This window comes from Streptomyces virginiae (assembly GCF_041432505.1).
Classification (GTDB): domain Bacteria; phylum Actinomycetota; class Actinomycetes; order Streptomycetales; family Streptomycetaceae; genus Streptomyces; species Streptomyces virginiae_A.
This window is the reverse complement of the sequence record NZ_CP107871.1, coordinates 4,420,585-4,441,492: the sequence shown is the minus strand read 5'-3', so window position 1 is coordinate 4,441,492 and position 20,908 is coordinate 4,420,585. Positions and strand designations below refer to the sequence as shown.

General features: G+C 69.0%; 20 protein-coding genes. 9 read left to right on the top strand and 11 right to left on the bottom strand.

The features are described from left to right. Positions 1 to 2 precede the first annotated feature (2 nt). From gyrB to dnaA, 6 genes are all read right to left on the bottom strand, one after another. On the bottom strand, positions 3 to 2,024 hold the full coding sequence (gene gyrB, locus OG624_RS20705; RefSeq protein WP_030383918.1) for a DNA topoisomerase (ATP-hydrolyzing) subunit B: 2,022 nt from the start codon (positions 2,022 to 2,024) through the stop codon (positions 3 to 5). Positions 2,025 to 2,305: 281 nt separating this feature from the next. Next, positions 2,306 to 2,839 (bottom strand): DUF721 domain-containing protein, encoded by a 534-nt coding sequence (locus tag OG624_RS20700; protein WP_371639693.1) that lies wholly within the window; start codon positions 2,837 to 2,839, stop codon positions 2,306 to 2,308. Further along, positions 2,836 to 3,972: a DNA replication/repair protein RecF gene (recF, locus tag OG624_RS20695; RefSeq protein WP_033214928.1), complete on the bottom strand. Its 1,137-nt coding sequence runs from the start codon at positions 3,970 to 3,972 to the stop codon at positions 2,836 to 2,838. The genes OG624_RS20700 and recF overlap by 4 nt, the downstream gene beginning before the upstream one ends. An 88-nt stretch (positions 3,973 to 4,060) precedes the next feature. Further along, complete coding sequence (gene gnd / locus OG624_RS20690; protein WP_033214929.1) at positions 4,061 to 4,936, bottom strand: phosphogluconate dehydrogenase (NAD(+)-dependent, decarboxylating); 876 nt, start codon at positions 4,934 to 4,936, stop codon at positions 4,061 to 4,063. Positions 4,937 to 5,189: 253 nt separating this feature from the next. Then, entirely contained in the window at positions 5,190 to 6,320 is a 1,131-nt protein-coding gene (gene dnaN / locus OG624_RS20685; RefSeq protein ID WP_030713963.1) for a DNA polymerase III subunit beta, read from the bottom strand. 876 nt (positions 6,321 to 7,196) lie between these two features. Then, entirely contained in the window at positions 7,197 to 8,975 is a 1,779-nt protein-coding gene (gene dnaA / locus OG624_RS20680; protein ID WP_078908965.1) for a chromosomal replication initiator protein DnaA, read from the bottom strand. A 355-nt stretch (positions 8,976 to 9,330) separates the two neighbouring features. Here dnaA and rpmH point away from each other — a divergent pair, with 355 nt between their 5' ends. From rpmH to OG624_RS20635, 9 genes are all read left to right on the top strand, one after another. Beyond that, positions 9,331 to 9,468, top strand: coding sequence for a 50S ribosomal protein L34 (gene rpmH / locus OG624_RS20675; RefSeq protein WP_008741645.1), 138 nt, complete (start codon positions 9,331 to 9,333; stop codon positions 9,466 to 9,468). Between the two features lie 21 nt (positions 9,469 to 9,489). Continuing rightward, entirely contained in the window at positions 9,490 to 9,864 is a 375-nt protein-coding gene (rnpA, locus tag OG624_RS20670; protein WP_078851074.1) for a ribonuclease P protein component, read from the top strand. Beyond that, positions 9,861 to 10,142 carry a membrane protein insertion efficiency factor YidD gene (yidD, locus tag OG624_RS20665; RefSeq protein WP_075970728.1) on the top strand — a complete coding sequence of 94 codons (282 nt, stop codon included), beginning with the start codon at positions 9,861 to 9,863 and terminating at the stop codon, positions 10,140 to 10,142. The genes rnpA and yidD overlap by 4 nt, the downstream gene beginning before the upstream one ends. Before the next feature lie 3 nt (positions 10,143 to 10,145). Then, a complete protein-coding gene (gene yidC / locus OG624_RS20660) occupies positions 10,146 to 11,249 on the top strand; it encodes a membrane protein insertase YidC (RefSeq protein WP_033214936.1) in 1,104 nt (367 codons plus the stop codon). A 15-nt stretch (positions 11,250 to 11,264) separates the two neighbouring features. Next, positions 11,265 to 11,777, top strand: coding sequence for a Jag family protein (locus tag OG624_RS20655; RefSeq protein ID WP_030008408.1), 513 nt, complete (start codon positions 11,265 to 11,267; stop codon positions 11,775 to 11,777). Positions 11,778 to 11,915: 138 nt separating this feature from the next. Continuing rightward, positions 11,916 to 12,632, top strand: coding sequence for a 16S rRNA (guanine(527)-N(7))-methyltransferase RsmG (gene rsmG, locus OG624_RS20650; protein WP_030008407.1), 717 nt, complete (start codon positions 11,916 to 11,918; stop codon positions 12,630 to 12,632). A 276-nt stretch (positions 12,633 to 12,908) separates the two neighbouring features. Next, positions 12,909 to 13,997, top strand: a complete 1,089-nt coding sequence (locus OG624_RS20645; RefSeq protein ID WP_078908966.1) for a ParA family protein — start codon at positions 12,909 to 12,911, stop codon at positions 13,995 to 13,997. Next, positions 13,994 to 15,094 carry a ParB/RepB/Spo0J family partition protein gene (locus tag OG624_RS20640; protein WP_078908967.1) on the top strand — a complete coding sequence of 367 codons (1,101 nt, stop codon included), beginning with the start codon at positions 13,994 to 13,996 and terminating at the stop codon, positions 15,092 to 15,094. Before OG624_RS20645 ends, OG624_RS20640 begins: the two co-directional genes overlap by 4 nt. A gap of 102 nt (positions 15,095 to 15,196) precedes the next feature. Beyond that, positions 15,197 to 15,814 (top strand): GNAT family N-acetyltransferase, encoded by a 618-nt coding sequence (locus OG624_RS20635; protein ID WP_033214947.1) that lies wholly within the window; start codon positions 15,197 to 15,199, stop codon positions 15,812 to 15,814. A 67-nt stretch (positions 15,815 to 15,881) separates the two neighbouring features. On the opposite strand, the gene trxA is transcribed toward OG624_RS20635, so the two are convergent. From trxA to OG624_RS20610, 5 genes are all read right to left on the bottom strand, one after another. Continuing rightward, a complete protein-coding gene (gene trxA, locus OG624_RS20630; protein ID WP_030713943.1) occupies positions 15,882 to 16,223 on the bottom strand; it encodes a thioredoxin in 342 nt (113 codons plus the stop codon). A gap of 60 nt (positions 16,224 to 16,283) precedes the next feature. After that, the gene (trxB, locus tag OG624_RS20625; protein WP_033214950.1) at positions 16,284 to 17,243 is read right to left on the bottom strand and encodes a thioredoxin-disulfide reductase; all 960 of its coding nucleotides are present in this window, start codon (positions 17,241 to 17,243) and stop codon (positions 16,284 to 16,286) included. 128 nt (positions 17,244 to 17,371) lie between these two features. Beyond that, positions 17,372 to 18,292: an anti-sigma factor family protein gene (locus OG624_RS20620; RefSeq protein ID WP_033214952.1), complete on the bottom strand. Its 921-nt coding sequence runs from the start codon at positions 18,290 to 18,292 to the stop codon at positions 17,372 to 17,374. After that, positions 18,289 to 18,984, bottom strand: a complete 696-nt coding sequence (gene sigM / locus OG624_RS20615) for an RNA polymerase sigma factor SigM (RefSeq protein ID WP_371639692.1) — start codon at positions 18,982 to 18,984, stop codon at positions 18,289 to 18,291. The genes OG624_RS20620 and sigM overlap by 4 nt, the downstream gene beginning before the upstream one ends. A gap of 109 nt (positions 18,985 to 19,093) precedes the next feature. Further along, complete coding sequence (locus OG624_RS20610) at positions 19,094 to 20,815, bottom strand: protein kinase family protein (RefSeq protein ID WP_033214954.1); 1,722 nt, start codon at positions 20,813 to 20,815, stop codon at positions 19,094 to 19,096. Positions 20,816 to 20,908: the final 93 nt, after the last annotated feature.

Here is a 20,908-nt window from a genome sequence, read left to right as displayed (position 1 = left end):
ACTCAGATGTCGAGGAAGCGGACGTCCTTGGCGTTGCGCTGGATGAAGGAGCGCCGGGCCTCGACGTCCTCACCCATCAGCACCGAGAACAGGTCGTCGGCCTGCGCCGCGTCGTCGAGCGTGACCTGGCCGAGCACGCGGTGGTCCACGTCCATGGTGGTGACGCGCAGTTCCTCGGCGTTCATCTCGCCCAGACCCTTGAAGCGCTGGATCGAGTCTTCCTTGATCCGCTTGCCGTTCTGCTTGCCGAGCTCCACGAGGGCGTCGCGCTCGCGGTCCGAGTACGCGTACTCGAAGTCGTCCCGGCCCCACTTGATCTTGTAGAGCGGCGGGCGCGACAGGTACACGTGACCGGCCTCGACCAGCGGCCGCATGAAGCGGAAGAGGAAGGTCAGCAGCAGGGTGTTGATGTGCTGGCCGTCGACGTCGGCGTCCGCCATCAAGATGATCTTGTGATAGCGGAGCTTCTCGATGTCGAAGTCCTCGTGCACACCGGTACCGAAGGCGCTGATCAGCGCCTGGACCTCGGTGTTCTGGAGGATCTTGTCGATCCGCGCCTTCTCGACGTTCAGGATCTTGCCGCGGATCGGCAGGATGGCCTGGTACATCGGGTTGCGGCCGGACTTCGCGGAGCCACCGGCCGAGTCACCCTCGACGATGAAGATCTCGCACTTGGTCGGGTCGTTCGACTGGCAGTCGGACAGCTTGCCCGGCAGCGAGGCGCTCTCCAGCAGACCCTTGCGACGCGTGAGGTCACGGGCCTTGCGGGCCGCGACGCGCGCCGTGGCCGCCTGGATCGACTTGCGGATGATGTCCGCGGCCTCGACCGGGTTGCGGTCGAACCAGTCGTTGAGGTGCTCGTGGACGACCTTCTGCACGAAGGTCTTGGCCTCCGTGTTGCCCAGCTTGGTCTTCGTCTGGCCCTCGAACTGGGGCTCGCCCAGCTTGACCGAGATGATCGCCGTCAGACCCTCGCGGATGTCCTCGCCGGCGAGGTTGTCGTCCTTCTCGCGCAGCAGCTTCTTGTCGCGCGCGTAACGGTTCACCAGACCCGTCAGGGCCGCACGGAAGCCCTCCTCGTGCGTACCGCCCTCGTGCGTGTGGATCGTGTTCGCGAAGGAGTAGACGCCCTCCGTGTACTGCGAGTTCCACTGCATCGCGATCTCGACCGAGAGCATGCGCTCCTTGTCCTCGGCCTCGACGTCGATGACGGTCGGGTGGATGAGCTCACCCTTGCGCGAGTTGAGGTACTTCACGAAGTCGACGATGCCGCCCTCGTAGTAGTACTTCACCGTGCGCGCGGTCGGCTCGGCCGTGTCCGCGTCGGGGTCGTCCGCGCCGACCGTGGCCTTCGCCGACTCGCGCTCGTCGGTCAGCGACAGGGTCAGGCCCTTGTTGAGGAAGGCCATCTCCTGGAAGCGCCGCGACAGCGTCTCGAAGGAGTACTCGGTCGTCTCGAAGATGTCGCCGTCGGCCCAGAAGGTGACCGTGGTGCCGGTCTCGGCGGTCTCCTCGTTCTTGGCCAGCGGGGCCGTCGGCACGCCCAGCTTGTAGTCCTGGGTCCAGCGGTGGCCGTCCGTCTTGACCTCGACCGCGACCTTGGTCGACAGGGCGTTCACGACGGACACGCCGACACCGTGCAGACCACCGGAGACGGCGTAGCCGCCGCCGCCGAACTTGCCACCCGCGTGCAGGACCGTCAGGACGACCTCGACGGCCGGCTTGCCCTCGGACGGGACGATGCCGACCGGGATACCGCGACCGTTGTCGACCACGCGCACCCCGCCGTCGGCGAGGATCGTCACGTCGATGGTGTCCGCGTGTCCGGCCAGCGCCTCGTCGACCGAGTTGTCGACGACCTCGTAGACGAGGTGGTGCAGACCACGCTCGCCGGTCGAGCCGATGTACATACCCGGCCGCTTGCGGACCGCGTCCAGGCCCTCGAGGACCTGGATCGCACTGGCGTCGTAATTCTTCTCGTTGGAGTCGCCGGAATCGGCCACGAAGCGCCCTTTCTGGCACAGCGCAGCCCGTACTCCGGACCAGCAAGGCGCCGGTGGAGCGGCCGCGTCGATCTGCGTTGTCTGCGTGATCCCGCGAACGGGCGGGATTTGCTCCAGTCTACCGGTACCACGGACATGAATGGGGGTTTGCCGGTACCTGAGTCCGCATGTGCCGCCCTGAACCTCCTCTCTCCGACTCCCCACATCCGGGGAGGGGCTCAAAGAGGCTCACACGGGCACCCAGCGCTTCGGCCTGTCAACCTCCCGCTACCGTGAGGGACGCCACCCGCCGGGCTGCCTACTCACCCGTAGGTGTCGCCCGGGCCCTTGCTGCCCGGAGCCCGCCACGGCCCGTAGCCCTTCGGCCGGCCGCCGGGCCCCTGGACCTTGATCAGGCGTACGGTGCCCTGGCCCAGATCCGCGTTCAGTCGCGCGACCAGCTGCGGAGCCAGCAGCTTCAGCTGCGCCGCCCACGCCGAGGAATCGCACCGCACGACAAGCTCACGATCCTCGTACCGCTGCGGTTCACAGTGGGCCGCGATCTCCGGGCCGACGATCTCCGGCCAGCGCTCCATCACGCCCGCCACCGCCATCGGCATCTCCCAGCCGCGTTCGGTGCGCAGCCGGTCCAGCGCCGCCATGAGCGGCATAGGGTCCCGGCCGTCCGCACGAGCCCCCGAGCGCAGCCCCGGCTGCCGGCCCTTCTTCGCGCCGACCGCGTTGCCCCGGGCCCGCGCCTGCTCGCGCGCCGCCGCGAGGGCCTGGCGCGCGAGGTCCACCCCGGAGGCCTCCGGGGTCTTGCGACCCTCCTGCGGATCCTTGGCCTGCTCGTTCACAACCGGGTCACCTCACCGCCGGACACCCCGAACCGCGTTCCGACCAGCACCCCCGGAACGTCGTCGTCCACCGCCGCGGTCACCAGGACCTGCTCGCCCGGGGCCACCAGCTCCGCCAGCCGCTCCCGACGCCGGGTGTCCAGCTCCGCGAACACGTCGTCCAGGATCAGCACGGGCTCACTGCCCTCCGAGCGCAGCAGCTCGTACGAGGCCAGCCGCAGCGCCAGCGCGTACGACCACGACTCCCCGTGGCTCGCGTACCCCTTCGCGGGCAGCTCCCCGAGCCGCAGCACCAGATCGTCGCGGTGCGGGCCCACCAGGGTCACGCCGCGCTCGATCTCCTGCTTGCGCACCTCGGCCAGTGCCGCCAGCAGCGCCTCGTAGAGGGCCTCGCGGGTGCGCGCCGCACCGCTGTCCACCGGCTCGCCGACCGAGGACCTGTACGCCAGGCCCAGTGGGCCGCCGCCGGGCGCGAGCTGCTCGTAGGCCTTGTCCGCCAAGGGCAGCAGGGTCGCGATCAGATCGAGGCGCTGGGCGAGCAGCTCCGCGCCCACGCGCGCGAGGTGCTGGTCCCACACGTCGAGGGTGGACAGGTCCAGGGACCGGCCGCCGTGCCGGCGGGCCATCGCCGCGGACTTCAGGAGGGTGTTGCGCTGCTTGAGCACCCGCTCGTAGTCGGAGCGGACGGCGGCCATCCGCGGCGAGCGCGCCGTGACCAGCTCGTCCAGGAACCGGCGCCGCTCGCCCGGGTCGCCCTTGACCAGGGCCAGATCCTCCGGCGCGAACAGCACCGTCCGTATGATCCCCAGCACGTCCCGCGGCCTGACCTGCGAAGAACGGTTGATCCGGGCCCGGTTCGCCCGGCCGGGGTTGAGTTCCAGTTCGACCAGCTGCTGCCGCTCGCCCTGGGTGACGGCGGCCCGGATGATCGCCCGGTCCGCGCCCATCCGCACGAGCGGGGCGTCCGAGGAGACCCGGTGGCTGCCGAGGGTCGCCAGGTACCCGATGGCCTCGACGAGGTTGGTCTTCCCCTGGCCGTTGGGGCCCACGAAAGCGGTGACGCCCGGGTCGAGGGGAACCTCGGCCCGGGCGTACGAGCGGAAGTCGGCCAATGAGAGATGCGAAACGTGCATACGGCGCCGACCTCCCCCGGCTTCCCACTACTCGCTGTGGTGCTGTGCTGCTGTCCCTGCGGGCCTCTCGGCCCCGGGCTGTGACGTGCTACTTCTTCTCGACCGCGTGGCCGCCGAACTGGTTGCGCAGCGCGGCGATCATCTTCATCTGCGGGGAGTCGTCCTGCCGCGAGGCGAAGCGCGCGAACAGCGACGCGGTGATCGCGGGCAGCGGCACGGCGTTGTCGATCGCCGCCTCCACCGTCCAGCGTCCCTCGCCGGAGTCCTGGGCGAAGCCACGCAGCTGCTCCAGGTGCTCGTCCTCGTCGAGGGCGTTCACGGCCAGGTCCAGCAGCCAGGAGCGGATGACGGTGCCTTCCTGCCAGGAGCGGAAGACCTCGCGGACGTCGGTGACCGAGTCCACCTTCTCCAGGAGCTCCCAGCCCTCGGCGTAGGCCTGCATCATGGCGTACTCGATGCCGTTGTGGACCATCTTCGCGAAGTGGCCGGCGCCGACCTTGCCGGCGTGCACGGCGCCGAACTCGCCCTCGGGCTTGAGCGCGTCGAAGACGGGCTGTACGCGGGCCACGTCCTCGGCGGCGCCGCCGTACATGAGCGCGTAGCCGTTCTCCAGGCCCCAGACGCCGCCGGAGACACCGCAGTCGACGAAGCCGATGCCCTTGGCCTTCAGCTCCTCGGCGTGCTTCTCGTCGTCGGTCCAGCGGGAGTTCCCGCCGTCGACGACGATGTCACCGGGCGACAGCAGCTCGGCGAGCTCGTCGACCGTGGACTGGGTGGCCGCACCGGCCGGGACCATGACCCACACGACGCGGGGGGCCTGCAGGCTGTCCACAAGTTCCTGCAGGCTGTGGACATCCGCGAGGTCCGGGTTGCGGTCGTATCCGATGACGGTGTGGCCTGCGCGGCGGATGCGCTCGCGCATGTTGCCGCCCATCTTGCCGAGACCGACGAGACCAAGCTCCATCAGGTGGTTCCTTAAGCGTTGTGGCCGTCTTTGCCGGGGCTTCCCCGGCCGTGTCCTCACCGGACGCGCGGGGGGTCGCCCACCGGATCCGAGCCTACGCCGGGCCGTGGCGGCGGGCCCTGCGGGCGCTCCATGGCGGCCGAACCGGCTTTCCCGGTTTCCGGGTCATCCCCGGTGGCTCCCCACCCTGTGGACGGCGTCGGGCCCGGTCCCGCTGCGTGCGAGACCGGGCCCGACGCCGACAAGTGGAGCGTCAGCCGGACAGGCGCACCGGCATGATCAGGTACTTGTAGGCCTCGTCCGCCTCCGCGTCGATCGCCGGGCGGCCGCTGAGCAGCGCCGGCTTGGTCGACGTGGTGAAGCTGAGCTGGGCCACCGGGGACGCGATCGCGCTCAGGCCGTCCAGCAGGAAGGTCGGGTTGAAGGCGATCGAGATGTCGTCGCCGTCCAGCTGGGCGTCGACCCTTTCCACAGCCTGTGCGTCGTCGGAGGAACCGGCCTCCAGGATCAGCACGCCCTTCTCGAAGCTGAGGCGGACCGGGGTGTTGCGCTCGGCCACCAGGGCCACGCGCTTGACGGCCTCGACGAAGGGCGCGGTCTCGATCACGGCGATCGAGTTGAACTCCGTCGGGAACAGCGTCCGGTACTTGGGCAGGTCGCCTTCGAGCAGCCGGGTGGTGGTGCGGCGGCCGGCGCCCTCGAAACCGATCAGGCCCTCGCCCGCACCGGAGCCGGACAGCGCCAGGGTGACCGTGTCACCGCTGGTCAGCGAGTTGGCGATCTCCTGGAGCGTCTTGGCGGGCACCAGGGCCACGGCCGACGCCTCCGGGTTCTCCGGCTTCCACAGGAACTCGCGGACCGCGAAGCGGTAGCGGTCGGTGGAGGCCAGGGTGACGCGGTCGCCCTCGATCTCGATGCGGACACCGGTCAGCACCGGCAGCGTGTCGTCACGGCCGGCGGCGGTGGCCACCTGCTTGGCGGCGGAGGCGAAGACCTCGCCGGCGACGGTGCCGGTCGCGGTCGGCATCTGCGGCAGTGCCGGGTACTCCTCCACAGGCAGGGTGTGGAGTGTGAATCGCGAGGAGCCGCAGACCACGGTCGCCCGTACACCGTCTGTGGAAATCTCCACCGGGCGGTTGGGGAGGGCGCGGCAGATGTCGGCGAGCAGCCGGCCGGAGACCAGGACGGTGCCGTCCTCCTCGACGTCCGCCTCGACCGAGACCCGGGCCGAGACCTCGTAGTCGAAGCCGGAGAGGCTCAGGGTGCCTTCCTCGGCCTTGAGCAGCAGGCCCGCGAGGACGGGCACCGGCGGCCGGGCCGGGAGGCTACGGGCCGCCCAGGCCACCGCCTCCGCGAGTACGTCGCGCTCCACCCGGATCTTCACCGGAACCGCCTCCTGCTGTTGCTCGCTCGTCTGCCGGCCTTCGTCGTCGGCTCGTCGATGCCTCGACCGATGCCGGGGACCAGTCTGACGTACGACGCCGACACTCGGTGCGGCCGGCGGTCAAGTCGGGAGCGAGGCGTCGGGGCGGGCGATCGACGAGTTGTGCACAGGACCCGCTTGAAAACCGAAACCGGCCTAACTCTCCATGGGGGTAGTAGTAGGGCCTGTGGAAACGGTGGATAAGCCCGTTTTCGCAGGTCAACCCCGGTTTTTTATCCACCGACCCTGTGGGTGACACCGGTGGACAACCCCGTGCCTCTGTGGAGAACGAAAAGTTCTGCACAGGCTGTCCCCAGGTGACCCCGATTACTCCACAGGTGCGTCCCCAGCTTTCCCCCGGTACTCCACAACCCAAACGTCTACATCCGTGTGACGGCTTTCACTCCGGGCGGTGAGAGGGGGTGGTGTGTTGCCGAACAGTGGACAAGGGTGTGGAGAAGGCCGCGCATCCTGTGCACAGGACGTGGAAACCTGTGGGCCGACGGTGGACAACGCCGTGGACAGCGCTGTGGACGAAAAATTTGTCCACAGCCTGTGGATGACGTTTGTGCACAATTCCACAGGGGGCTGACCTGCCCTGATGGAGCCTCACCCCGCACGCCTGTGGACAGATTGTGGGCGACGCGACCCATCCCCAGGGTGTGGACGGAAGAAAGTCTCCCAATCTGTGGATGAGTTGCTCCCGCGGGGGCGTATTCGAACAGGTCAGGGGCGCGCGAACGACGAAGGGCGCCCCCGTTGTGGACCGGGAGCGCCCTCTGAACGCGTTTGAAGAGGCCGTGGAGCGGCCCCGAACCGGGTGTCGGGGAGCCGCGCTCAGCCGTTCTTGATGCGGTTGGTGAGCTCGGTGACCTGGTTGTAGATGGAGCGTCGCTCGGCCATCAGAGCCCGGATCTTGCGGTCCGCGTGCATGACGGTCGTGTGGTCGCGGCCGCCGAACTGTGCCCCGATCTTGGGCAGTGAGAGGTCGGTGAGCTCACGGCACAGGTACATGGCGATCTGCCGGGCGGTGACCAGGACCCGGCTGCGCGAGGAGCCGCACAGGTCGTCCACGGTCAGGCCGAAGTAGTCCGCGGTGGCCGCCATGATGTCGGAGGCCGTGATCTCCGGAGCGCTGTCCTCGCCGCCCGGGATCAGGTTCTTCAGGACGTCCTCGGTGAGGCCCAGGTCGACCGGCTGCCGGTTGAGGCTCGCGAAGGCGGTGACCCGGATCAGCGCCCCCTCCAGCTCGCGGATGTTGCGCGAGATGCGGGAGGCGATGAACTCCAGTACCTCCGGCGGGGCGTTGAGCTGCTCCTGGACGGCCTTCTTGCGCAGGATCGCGATACGGGTCTCCAGCTCGGGCGGCTGGACATCCGTGATCAGGCCCCACTCGAAGCGGTTGCGGAGCCGGTCCTCCAGGGTCACCAGCTGCTTGGGCGGCCGGTCGGAGGAGAGCACGATCTGCTTGTTGGCGTTGTGGAGCGTGTTGAAGGTGTGGAAGAACTCCTCCTGCGTCGACTCCTTGCTCGCGAGGAACTGGATGTCGTCGACGAGCAGGATGTCCATCTCGCGGTAGCGCTTGCGGAACGCGTCGCCCTTGCCGTCGCGGATCGAGTTGATGAACTCGTTGGTGAACTCCTCGGAGCTCACGTACCGCACCCGGGTACCGGGGTAGAGGCTCCGCGCGTAGTGCCCGATGGCGTGCAGCAGGTGCGTCTTGCCGAGGCCCGACTCCCCGTACACGAAAAGGGGGTTGTAGGCCTTCGCGGGCGCCTCGGCGACGGCCACTGCGGCGGCGTGCGCGAAGCGGTTGGACGCGCCGATGACGAAGGTGTCGAAGAGGTACTTGGGGTTCAGCCGCGCGGTCGGCTCCAACGGGCCCGAGGTGGAGCCGCCGGACGGGGACGGCGCCGAGGGCCGGCCGGGGGCCTGGCGCGGCGCGGGCTGCTCGTACTGCTGGGGCTCGTACGACTGCTGCTCGTATTGATGGGACTGGTGCTGCTGCTGGGACTCGTACGGGGACTGCTCGTACTTCTTCTGCTCGTAGGAGCCCTGGTCGTAGCCGGAGGGCTCGGGCTGCTGGAGGTAGCCCGGCTGGGGGGACGCGTACGGGTCGCGCTCGGGGAATCCGCCGAGGCGCGGCTGCTGCCAGCCGTAGTCGTCCTGTTGGCCGCCGCGGGGCCAGGCGCCGGGCTCGGGGCGCTGCTGCTGGTAGTCCGGATAGGCCGGGCGGGCGGTGGGGAGCTGGTCGTCGCCCGGGCCGCCGCCGGGGCGCTGGCCGCCGTACGGCTCGTACCCGCCCTGCTGCTGGACGGGCGGGGCGGGGGGCGCGGGCTCGCCGGCGGAGTCGTCCACGGTGATGGCGATCCGGATGGGGCGGCCGCACTCACGGCTGAGCGCGTCACTGATCAGTGGGGCGAGGCGGCCCTCGAGGACGCGCTTGCCCCATTCATTGGGGACGGCCAGCAGTGCGGTGTCGGCGACGAGTGCCAGGGGCTGGCACCGCTCGACCCACTGCTTGTCCTTGGGCTCGATCCCCGGCTGTCCCTCCCCGAGGAGCTTTTCGAGCACCCTTGGCCACACTGCGGCAAGATCGGCAGGTACGTCAGCCACAGAGCACGCTCTCTCACAGGGGTCCCACGAATGTGTGGTTCTTTGGGACGGTCGGGACAAAAAATCCGGGGTCAGGCAACGGTAGTCAGGCCAGCGGGTACGGTTCAAGTCGTTGTCCACAGCCTGTGCACAGTGTGCGGCCCCGCCGGCTCGGTTTGACCGGATGGCGTAGCCGCGCGTACCGTAACGAGGTCGAGTTGTCGATGGCTGCTGCCGCCTGCCTACCGATGGGCGAAGGTCACTGATAGTGATCATTTAGCGGTGCCACTCGGGCGAACACGCGAGTTTCCTCGTGGGCGCACGGTGACAGCCAGGCGATGTCCCGCCACAACGATTCATTCTCTGGAGCCCCCGAGTGAGCAAGCGCACCTTCCAGCCGAACAACCGCCGTCGTGCCAAGACCCACGGCTTCCGCCTGCGGATGCGTACCCGTGCCGGTCGCGCGATCCTCGCGAACCGTCGTGGCAAGGGCCGCGCCGCCCTTTCCGCGTAACAACACGCAGGTCGTGACGTCGTGCTGTCTCCCGAGAATCGGCTGAGGCGGCGCGAGGACTTCGCGAGCGCGGTACGTCGAGGTCGTCGGGCTGGTCGCCCGCTCCTCGTCGTCCATCTACGTACAAGCGGTGCAACGGACCCGCACGAGTCGGGGGAGATCGATCCCTCGTCGCGTGCGGGTTTCGTCGTCAGCAAGGCTGTCGGCAACGCCGTCGTACGTAACCGGGTCAAGCGCCGTCTCCGCCATCTGGTCCGCGAGCGGCTGTCCCAGCTGCCCGCCGGTAGCCTGGTGGTGGTACGCGCGTTGCCCGGAGCGGGTGATGCCGGCCCCGACGAGCTGGCCCGGGACCTGGATGCCGCTCTGGTGCGGCTCCTGGGAGGCGTGGCTCGATGAAGTACCCGCTGCTCGCTTTGATCAAGCTGTACCAGTGGACGATCAGTCCGCTGCTCGGGCCGGTGTGCCGCTACTACCCGTCGTGTTCGCACTACGGGTACACGGCCATCGACCGGCATGGTGCGGTGAAGGGGACGGTCCTGACCGCCTGGCGGATCCTGCGGTGCAATCCGTGGTCCCCGGGTGGCGTGGACCATGTCCCACCCCGTAAACGCCCGCGTTGGCACGAGCAGCTGCGCAGTGCGTTGCGTAGATCTCGCAATGCTCAAGGAGCCTGATTAGTGGACACGATTGCCAGTCTGTTCAGCTTTATCACTTACCCCGTCTCGTGGATCATCGTCCAGTTCCACTCGATGTACGGGGCGATCTTCGGTGAGTCGAGTGGGTGGGCCTGGGGCCTGTCCATCGTGTCCCTGGTGATCTTGATCCGTATCTGTCTGATCCCGCTCTTCGTGAAGCAGATCAAGGCGACGCGGGGTATGCAGGCGCTCCAGCCGAAGATGAAGGCGATCCAGGAGCGCTACAAGAACGACAAGCAGCGTCAGTCCGAAGAGATGATGAAGCTGTACAAGGAGACGGGTACCAACCCGCTCTCCTCGTGCCTGCCCATCCTGGCGCAGTCCCCGTTCTTCTTCGCGCTGTACCACGTGCTGTCGAACATCGCCGACGGCAAGGCGGTCGGCGCGATGGACCAGCAGCTGGTCGACAGCGCCCGCGCGGCCAAGATCTTCGGCGCCCCGATCGCCGCGAAGTTCATGGACAGCCCGGAGAAGGTCGCCGCTCTCGGTGCCACCCTGACGGACGTCCGGATCGTGACCGCAGTCATGATCATCATGATGTCGCTGTCGCAGTTCTACACCCAGCGTCAGCTGATGCAGAAGAACGTCGACCTCTCGGTCAAGACGCCGTTCATGCAGCAGCAGAAGATGCTGATGTACATCTTCCCGGTGATCTTCGCGGTCATGGGCATCAACTTCCCCGTCGGTGTTCTCGTCTACTGGCTGACCACGAACGTGTGGACCATGGGCCAGCAGATGTACGTGATCAACCAGAACCCGACGCCGGGCAGCAAGGCGCAGGACCAGTACCTGACCCGCCTGCTGAAGCAGATCACCTCGCACGGTGAGCTCAAGGGCCGGGGCAAGAAGCGGGTCGTCTCGGCGATCGTCGCCAAGGGCCCGGACCGCAACGACAACGAGCGCAAGTTCATCGCCGCCCTCAGCAAGCAGGGCATGGCCGCCCAGGCCGACGGCTCCGTGATCAAGAGTGTCGAGGCCACGGCAGACTCGGATGCGGCGAGCGGCGGTGCCGCGAAGCGGCAGCAGCCGAAGCGCCAGTCGAAGTCGCAGCGTCAGACTCCCAGCAAGCCCGCTCCCAAGAAGTAAGAAGGAGTCCCTCCCGTGACGGAAGGCACCACCACCGCCGCCGCTGAGAGTGGCGACACCCTGACCCGCCTCGAGCAGGAGGGTGAGATCGCGGCCGACTACCTCGAGGGTCTGCTGGACATCGCCGACCTGGACGGCGACATCGACATGGACGTCGAGGCCGACCGGGCCGCGGTGTCGATCGTCAGTGACTCCGCCAGCCGTGATCTGCAGAAGCTCGTGGGTCGCGACGGTGAGGTCCTGGAGGCTCTGCAGGAGCTGACCCGCCTCGCCGTGCACCGGGAGACCGGGGACCGCAGCCGGCTCATGCTGGACATCGCCGGGTTCCGCGCGAAGAAGCGCGAGGAGCTGGCGGCGCTGGGCGCTCAGGCCGCGGCGGACGTGAAGGCGTCCGGCGAGCCGCTGAAGCTGGCTCCGATGACCCCGTTCGAGCGGAAGGTCGTCCACGACGCCGTGGCGGCCGCCGGTCTGCGCAGCGAGTCCGAGGGCGAGGAGCCGCAGCGCTTCGTCGTTGTGCTCCCGGCCTGATCGTCGACGCGAGTTGTTTCGGCCCCGTCTGTGTCGCAGGCGGGGCCGATGTTTGTCAGCCTGGCCTGACAGGTGAACGACGCCTCATCTTGAAGACGTGGTTTTTTCAGAACCATGCGGTACGGAAGGACGGTCCCCGTGACGGAGGCAGCTGAGCTTCCCCCGGCGCCTGAAGAGGCGCGCGCGGTGTTCGGTGAGTTTTTCCCGGAAGCTGTGCGGTATGCGGAGCTGCTGGCGGACGCAGGAGTCAAGCGGGGCCTGATCGGGCCGCGTGAGGTGCCGCGCCTGTGGGAGCGGCACCTGCTGAACTGCGCTGTGCTGTCGGAGGTGGTGCCGCAGGGCGTCACCGTGTGCGACGTGGGCTCGGGTGCGGGTCTGCCCGGTATCCCGCTCGCCCTGGTGCGACGGGATCTCAAGATCACGCTGCTCGAACCGCTGCTGCGGCGTACGACCTTCCTCCAGGAGGCCGTGGAGTTGCTGGGCCTCGACCACGTCACGGTGGTGCGCGGGCGGGCCGAGGAGGTCCTGGGCAAGCTCCAGCCGGTGCATGTGGTGACCGCGCGGGCGGTGGCTCCGCTGGACCGGCTGGCCGGCTGGGGCGTGCCCCTGCTGCGGCCGTACGGCGAGATGCTGGCCCTCAAGGGCGACACCGCGGACGAGGAACTGGTGTCGGCGAAGACAGCGCTGGCGAAGCTGGGTGTGGTGAAGACCTCGGTGCTGCACGTGGGCGAGGGTCTGGTGGATCCTCTGTCGACGGTCGTGCGGGTCGAGGTCGGAGAGAGCCCCGGAGGGGTGAGGTTCGCGGCCAAGCGGGCTAAGGCGGCGCGGGTGGGACGTACCCGCCGACGCCGGTGATCTTCCGCTGATTCGCCGAGAGCCGGGGCCCACACGGGAGATTTCATCCGTGTTGGGCCCTATAGGTATGGATTTCGGAGTGTCGTAGAGGCCGGGAGACTCCCTCCGGGCATCGTGTTTCACGTGAAACGTCGCTCTCTGCTGCACGGAATCATCAGCCGCGGTCGTGCGGCTGCATCCCCCCTCCAGCGCAAGGACGCAAGGGGGACAGAGTTGTCCACAACGGTGGATTCATCCACAGGAGTACGGGCCCCGCTGGTTCGCGACCCGGGTGACATGGGAGGCTCTGTTCATCGCGAGCCTGATGTCGAGGAGAGTGACACCGTGCGGTCCGACGCCAACCTCGCGGGGCCGATGACCGATCCGGTCCCCGGTCCCCGCTCTGAATCAGCGGGTGAGGATGTTTCACGTGAAACATCCCCTCCGCCTCTTGTGGACAACGACACCCCCATCGGCCGAGCTGCCCAGCAGGCGGTCGAGGCAATGGGGCGTGCCGGTGAGAGGCTGCCCCGGCCGAATCAGACCCGGGTGATCGTGGTCGCCAACCAGAAGGGCGGCGTGGGGAAGACCACGACGACCGTGAACCTGGCGGCCTCACTCGCGCTGCACGGTGCACGGGTCCTGGTCGTCGACCTCGACCCGCAGGGCAACGCGTCCACGGCGCTGGGTATCGACCACCACGCCGACGTGCCGTCCATCTACGACGTGCTCGTGGACAGCCGGCCCCTGCTGGAGGTCGTCCAGCCGGTGGTGGACGTGGAGGGGCTCTTCTGTGCCCCGGCCACGATCGACCTGGCGGGCGCCGAGATCGAGCTGGTGTCGCTCGTGGCGCGGGAGAGCCGCCTGCAGCGGGCGATCCAGGCCTACGACCAGCCCCTCGACTACATCCTGATCGACTGCCCTCCCTCGCTGGGGCTGCTGACGGTGAACGCACTGGTGGCCGGCGCGGAGGTGCTGATCCCGATCCAGTGCGAGTACTACGCCCTGGAGGGTCTGGGGCAGCTGCTGCGCAATGTCGATCTGGTGCGGGCCCACCTCAACCCGAACCTCCACGTGTCGACCATCCTGCTGACGATGTACGACGGCAGGACGCGGCTGGCCTCGCAGGTGGCGGAGGAGGTGCGCAGCCACTTCGGCAACGAAGTGCTGCGGACGAGCATCCCCCGGTCGGTGCGCATTTCCGAGGCACCGAGCTATGGGCAGACGGTGCTCACGTACGACCCGGGTTCCAGTGGTTCCCTCTCCTACCTGGAGGCAGCGCGAGAGATCGCGTATCGGGGGGTCGGTATTCAGTACGAGGCTCGGCACGCCCATCTGGGCCCGGGCACGAACAGCACGCAGAGTGTGGCGGAGGGGATCCAGTGAGTGAGCGACGTAGGGGTCTGGGGCGGGGGCTCGGTGCGCTGATCCCCGCGGCTCCGCAGGAGAAGACGCCCCCGGTGATCGGTGCCGGTTCGACGTCTCCGTCAGCGGTGCCGACGCTGGCTTCGGAGCGGGGGGTGGCGGCGGCGAAGCTCGCTGCGCTCGTACAGGCCGATGTTTCACGTGAAACATCACTCGCGATTGTTCCGGAGGCCGATCCGGAGCCTCAGACCGAGAACGAGACCGAGAGCAACACGGTCGCGGGGGCGACGTTCGCCGAGCTCCCGATGGACGCGATCACGCCGAACCCGCGCCAGCCGCGCGAGGTGTTCGACGAGGACGCGCTCGCCGAGCTGGTGACCTCCATCCAGGAGGTGGGCCTGCTTCAGCCGGTGGTGGTACGGCAGTCGGCCCCCGGTCGCTATGAGCTGATCATGGGTGAGCGGCGCTGGCGTGCCTGTCGTGAGGCCGGGCTGGAGGCCATCCCGGCGATCATCCGGGCGACGGACGACGAGAAGCTGCTGCTGGACGCGCTGCTGGAGAACCTGCACCGGGCCCAGCTGAACCCGCTGGAGGAAGCCGCGGCCTACGACCAGCTGCTGCGTGACTTCAAGTGCACCCACGACCAGCTGGCCGACCGGATCGGGCGCTCGCGTCCCCAGGTGTCGAACACGCTGCGGTTGCTGAAGCTGTCCCCCTCGGTGCAGCGCCGGGTGGCTGCGGGCGTGCTGTCGGCCGGGCACGCGCGTGCGCTGCTCTCCGTGGACGACTCCGAGGCCCAGGACAAGCTGGCGCACCGGATCGTGGCCGAGGGGCTGTCGGTGCGCGCGGTCGAGGAGATCGTGACGCTGATGGCCTCGGAGCCGTCGAGCGTGGTGAAGCCGAAGGGGCCGCGTGCGGGTGCCCGGGTGGCTCCGGCGCTCAACGAGCTGGCGACGCGGCTGTCGGACCGGTTCGAGACGCGGGTGAAGGTGGATCTGGGTCAGAAGAAGGGCAAGATCACCGTCGAGTTCGCCTCGATGGAGGATCTGGAGCGGATTCTGGGGACGCTGGCGCCGGGCGAGGGCCGGGTGCTGGATCAGGGTCTTGCCGGGGAGTGATTCCCGGGCCGCCGAGGGGCGGATCGCATCGGTGTGAACCGGTGCGATCCGCCCCTTCGCTTTGCTGTCGAAGAACGATGGGCCAGTGGATACGATGCGGTCATGGGTCGTCGGCTGGTACCGCTCACGCTGGACAACCTCCAGGACCTGCCGCGTCGTTGCCGGTCCTGTGTCTTCTGGGAACTGGACCCGGTCAGCGGCCAGGCCGCCGTGAAGGCCGGTACTCCGGCGCAGGAGAAGGAGGCGTGGATCTCCGCCGTCCTGCTGGAGTGGGGATCCTGCGGCCGAGTGGTCTACGTGGACGAGGTGCCGGTGGGCTTCGTCCTCTACGCGCCGCCGGCGTACGTCCCTCGGGCCGCTTCCTTTCCGACCAGCCCGGTCTCGCCCGATGCCGTGCAGCTGATCACCGCCTGGATCATGCCGGGGTATCAGGGACAGGGGCTGGGGCGGGTCATGGTCCAGACGGTGGCCAAGGACCTGCTGCGGCGTGGATTCCGGGCGATCGAGGCGTTCGGGGACGCGCACTGGGAGGGCCCGGCCTGTCTGCTGCCGGCGGACCATCTCCTGGCGGTGGGCTTCAAGACCGTACGGCCGCATCCGGTGCATCCACGGCTGCGGCTGGAGCTGCGCTCGACGTTGTCCTGGAAGGAAGACGTGGAGCTGGCGCTGGATCGGCTGCTGGGCGCGGCACGCAAGGAACCCGCGCTACGGCCGCTGTGAGCGCGAGACACGGAACGGGGCCGCCCCCTGGAGGGGCGGCCCCGTTTCACGTGAAACATCGAGCGTGTCAGGCGGTCTTGACCTCGACGAACTCGGAGAGGTCGCGCAGGATGGCAGCCTTCGGCTTCGCACCGACGATGGTCTTGGCGACCTCGCCGCCCTGGTAGACGTTCAGGGTCGGGATGGACATGACGCCGTACTTGGCGGCCGTGGCCGGGTTCTCGTCGATGTTGAGCTTGACGATCTCGATCTGGTCGCCGTACTCGGAGGCGATGGCCTCGAGGGACGGCGCGATCTGGCGGCACGGTCCGCACCAGGCGGCCCAGAAGTCCACCAGTACGGGCTTGTCGCTCCTGAGGACCTGCTCGTCGAAGTCAGCGTCGGTCACGTTCTTGAGGGTGCCGGCCACAGCGGCCTCCTTCTTCATTCCTGCGGGGTGTGGGGTGGGGCAGTGCGGGGGTCAGACCGGTCAGACCGCTGCGTGGACCTTCTCGGCGTCCGCGAGCGCCGCGAGGAAGCGCTCGGCGTCGAGGGCGGCGGAGCAGCCGGTACCCGCAGCGGTGATGGCCTGACGGTAGGTGTGGTCCACGACGTCGCCGGCGCCGAACACGCCGGTGGCGCTGGTCCGGGTGGAGGGGGCCTCGACCTTGAGGTAACCCTCCTCGTCGAGGTCGAGCTGGCCCTTGAAGAGCTCGGTGCGCGGGTCGTGTCCGACGGCGATGAAGAGGCCGGTCACGGGCAGCTCGGAGGTCTCACCGGTCTTGGTGTTGCGCAGGGTGAGGCCGGAGAGCTTCTGGTCGCCGTGGATCTCCGCGACCTCGCTGTCCCAGGCGAACTTGATCTTCGGGTCGGCGAAGGCGCGGTCCTGCATGGCCTTCGAGGCACGCAGGCTGTCGCGGCGGTGGACGATCGTGACGGACTTGGCGAAGCGCGAGAGGAAGGTGGCCTCCTCGATCGCGGTGTCGCCGCCGCCAACGACGGCGATGTCGTGGTCCTTGAAGAAGAACCCGTCGCAGGTGGCGCACCAGGAGACACCGCGGCCGGAGAGGGCGTCCTCGTTGGGCAGGCCGAGCTTGCGGTGCTGCGAACCGGTGGTGACGATGACGGCCTTGGCGCGGTGCACGGTGCCGGCGGTGTCGGTGACGGTCTTGATCTCACCGCTGAGGTCGACGGCCACGACGTCGTCCGAGATCAGCTCGGCGCCGAAGCGCTCGGCCTGGGCACGCATGTTGTCCATGAGGTCGGGGCCCATGATGCCGTCCTGGAAGCCCGGGAAGTTCTCCACCTCGGTGGTGTTCATCAGGGCGCCACCGGCGGTGACGGCTCCTTCGAAGACCAGCGGCTTGAGCGAAGCGCGTGCGGTGTACAGGGCGGCGGTGTAACCGGCCGGCCCGGAGCCGATGATGATCACGTTTCGAACGTCGCTCACGGGTTTCTTCCTCGTCTCTGCGGACTGCGTACTGCCTACCGGGGGCCGGTGCGGACTCTCACCCCACCCAACGGATCCTACGGCGCATGCATTCCCCGCTTGGCCCACCACGGCCCTGAACGCCTCGGCTACCGCGCGTAGGTGTGCGTCAGAAGGACCTTTCCGGGGCCGTCCGAACCGCTCTGGTCGCATGTGGTGTCGACGAGGTAGGCGTCCACGCGGGCGGAGTCGGCAGGGTGCGGCAGGACGAGGAGGTAGACGGGGGTGCCCTGGTAGCTGCCGCGTTCGGCGGCGAGCGGTGTGTCCGGCCGGCCGGTGGCCTGCTGGACACAGCCGGGGACGGAAGTCGCTCCCCGCTTGTCACCCGGGGCGGGGGCGGTGTTCTCCAGACCGAGGGTGTTGTTCTGTTCCCCGGGAACGTTCTTGGCACCCTGGCCGCCCGCGATGAGCTGCCGGACGCTGTCCTGAAGCCCCTGAGCGGTGTACGTGTCCTCGCCCGAGGCAGCGGCGGGAGGCCGCGCGGCGGAATCGGACGCCTGGCCACTCGTGGCGGTCTCGTGCGTCGACGTGCCCGAGAAGTCGCCGAACAGGAAGACGCCCAAGGCGCAGGCCGCGGCTCCGACCAGACCGGTGAGCACGGCGATCCGGCGACGCGCACGGCGTCGCCCGGGCCCGGTTGGGCCGGTCGGGTGACCGGCGGGCGCGGTTCCACGTGAAACATCGCGGTCCGGCGTGCGGGGCCGGTCGGTGGGCGCGTCCTCGACCCGCGGCTGGGTGGAGTCGAGAAGGGCCTCCGCGGCGAGGGCCGCGTCGATGCGTCCGGCGATGTCGGCGGGCATCCGGGCCGGGCCCGGGAGGGTGCCGAGGAGCGAGCGGATCTCCTCCAGGGAGGCGCGGACATCGGCGCACAGGGCGCAGTCGTCGAGATGGCGCCGGATCTCGGCGGTACGGGACGGGGAGAGGAGACCTTCGGTGAGGTCGGAGATCTCCGAGACGTCCGGGTGCCGGATCGTGCCGGTCGTGCCGGACATGCCAGTGGGCGGGGTCATGATCGTCCACCTCCGCCCTTCACAGCGTCTGGGTCTGGATGCCTGGGTTCTGCCGCTGGTGGGACGGGTGGGCCCGGCGTCCGGTTCCTTCCCCGCTCGACGGCGGTGTTATCCCCGGCATTCGTGCGCAGATGAGTGAGGAGTGGCACGAGTTTCGCGCGGCCGCGCGCACACCGGCTCTTGACGGTGCCGGTGGGCACGTCGAGGACCCGGGCGGCCTCGGCGACGGGGTATCCCTGCATGTCGACGAGGACCAGAGCGGCCCGCTGGTCGGCCGGGAGGGTGCTCAGAGCGGCCAGGAGCTGGCGATGGAGGTCCTGGCGCTCCGCAGGGGCCTCCGCGGACTCATGGGGCTCCAGAAGGCGCTCCAGGCGGTCCGTGTCGTCGATCGGCGAGGTCCGACGCGAGGCGGCCTTGCGGGCCCGGTCCAGGCAGGCATTGACGGTGATCCGGTGCAGCCAGGTGGTGACGGCGGAATCCCCGCGGAAGGTGTTGGCGGCCCGATAGGCGGAGACCAAGGCGTCCTGGACGGCGTCCGCGGCCTCCTCCCGATCCCCGAGGGTCCGCAGCGCCACGGCCCACAACCGGTCCCGGTGCCGCCGCACGAGCTCACCGAAGGCCTCGGGATCCCCGGCCACGTGCTGCGCCAGGAGCTCCTGGTCGCTGCGGCCCTCCGTGGTTCCTTCTCGCATCACACCCCTGCTTCCTCCCCGGACGGAGCCTAGGGGCGCCGGCCGGGCCGCGTAAAGAATCACGCGGCCCGCCCGGCGAGCGGGCCGCGCGCGGCCGATGGGAGTGCACTCAGGAAGACGAGCCGAGCACCTTGATCTCGTTGATCCCGCCCCGGTAGCCGCCGCCGGAAGAGGGCAGCTCGGTGATGTGGATCAGCACGTAGCGGGCACGGATCGGGGTGTCGAGCGTGGTCTGGATCTTCTTGTCGGTGCGCTTCAGCTCGGTGATCCGCTGGGCGAAGCCGGAGACGGAGCTGGGGGCGGCGCTGTCCGGGGCGGCGGCGAGGATCTCGACCGTCTGACCGGGCAGATACATGTCGATGTCGAGCCCGGACACATACCGGACCTCGCCCAGGTCGACGATGATCCCGCTGCCGTCGTTCTCCGTCTCCAGACGGCCGAAGTTGGCGTAGTTGTAGTACTCGGGGGTGATCCAGGCGGATCCGGGGTCCCCATCGATGGTCTTAGGAGCCAAAGCGGGTTTCACCGAGCCCCCGAGCACGGAGACGTCCCGGATCTTCAGTTCCTTGCCGGGTTCGGGCTGCTTCGGGTTGTCCTCGGTACCGGTCTGCGGGTTGTTGTTGGTGCCGCTGTTGCCCTGCTGGCCGCTGTGGTCCAGGAGGGTGTCGGCCAGCTGCCAGCTGCCCAGGCCGAGGGCGGCGATGAGCAGGGCGGCGACGCCCCACTTGAGGGCCCGGCCGGTACGGCTCTGCAACGGCGGCGGCGGGGGCGCGACGGGCCGGCTCTGGGGCGTGTTCACGCCAGGAGGCGTGGGACGGCCGTAGATCCCCTGCTGGTAGGTGGTGTGCTGGTACTCCGGCGGGGCGGTGAAGGCGGGCTCCGGCGGCCGGATGCGGGGCATCGCGGCCACGGCCTTGGCCAGCTCGTCAGGAGTGGTGCAAGCGGGCTCCTGACGGGAGGCGGTGGCCCCGTCGTTGGCGAGCGCGCGCATGGCGAGTTCGCCCAGGCCCCGGTGGACACCGGCGCGTACCTGGTCGGGGGCGATCAGGCCGACGCCCTTGGGCAGTCCGGTGAGGCCGTACGCGTCGCTCTCGTACGGCCAGCGCTGGGTGAGGGCGGCGTACAGCAGGGCGCCGATGGCCTCGGTGTCGGCCCGCTGCGGGGTCTCGCTGGTGATGCCGCGCAGGGCGGCGTTCACGGCGAGGCCACGGATGCGGTACTGGCCCGTGGACGTGCGCAGTATCGCGCTGGGCGTCAGCCGCAGATGGGCGAGACCCTCACGGTGCGCGGCGGCCATCGCCTGGGAGACCTGGCTGACGAGCTGGTAGGCCTCGTGGGCCTCCAGGGGGCCGACGGCGAGGAGCGCGGTGAGCTCGGTGGCGTCGGGCAGCCACTCGTGGACGACGTAGACGAGGTCGTTCTCCTCCACGGCGTCCAGGACCTGGACGAACCGCGGGTCGCCGAGCAGGGCGGAGGACCGTGCGGCGGCCAGGACGGAGCGAGCGCGCGCGTGGTCGGCGGGCATCAGGTGCACACCCACGGCCCGGCGCAGCTTCTCGTCCATCGCGCGCCAACTGCTGAATCCGTCCACACGGGTGACGCACTCTTCCAGCCGATAGCGTCTGGCGAGCTTGTGTCCGCTGTGCAGTTCGGGTGCGGCCGCAGGGGCCGGGTTGGTGCGTTCGCCGTCCTTGTCGGGCATGGGTCCGTCCGCGGCTCGTCCGTTCTGGATGTCCACCCCGTCGGACGTGGCCTGTGCCGCCTGAGCGGTCAGCGGCTCATTGCCGCTGTTGTCGGCCACGTCGACGGCAGCCGTGCTACGTTCCGCCACCGTCGTTCCCGCCTCCCCATCCGTTGCGCGCTGTCGGCCAGTCTGCGAAGCCATGCCAATTGTGCCCACAGTCCGACGCTAAGCACGACACAC

Bases quoted from the DNA above. Each gene is read 5' to 3' on its own strand.
- sigM (WP_371639692.1), bottom strand. From the start codon at position 18,984: ATGCGAGAAGGAACCACGGAGGGCCGCAGCGACCAGGAGCTCCTGGCG.
- yidD (WP_075970728.1), top strand. From the start codon at position 9,861: ATGAAGTACCCGCTGCTCGCTTTGATCAAGCTGTACCAGTGGACGATC.
- recF (WP_033214928.1), bottom strand. From the start codon at position 3,972: ATGCACGTTTCGCATCTCTCATTGGCCGACTTCCGCTCGTACGCCCGG.
- gnd (WP_033214929.1), bottom strand. From the start codon at position 4,936: ATGGAGCTTGGTCTCGTCGGTCTCGGCAAGATGGGCGGCAACATGCGC.
- OG624_RS20620 (WP_033214952.1), bottom strand. From the start codon at position 18,292: ATGACCCCGCCCACTGGCATGTCCGGCACGACCGGCACGATCCGGCAC.
- OG624_RS20635 (WP_033214947.1), top strand. From the start codon at position 15,197: ATGGGTCGTCGGCTGGTACCGCTCACGCTGGACAACCTCCAGGACCTG.
- OG624_RS20645 (WP_078908966.1), top strand. From the start codon at position 12,909: ATGGGAGGCTCTGTTCATCGCGAGCCTGATGTCGAGGAGAGTGACACC.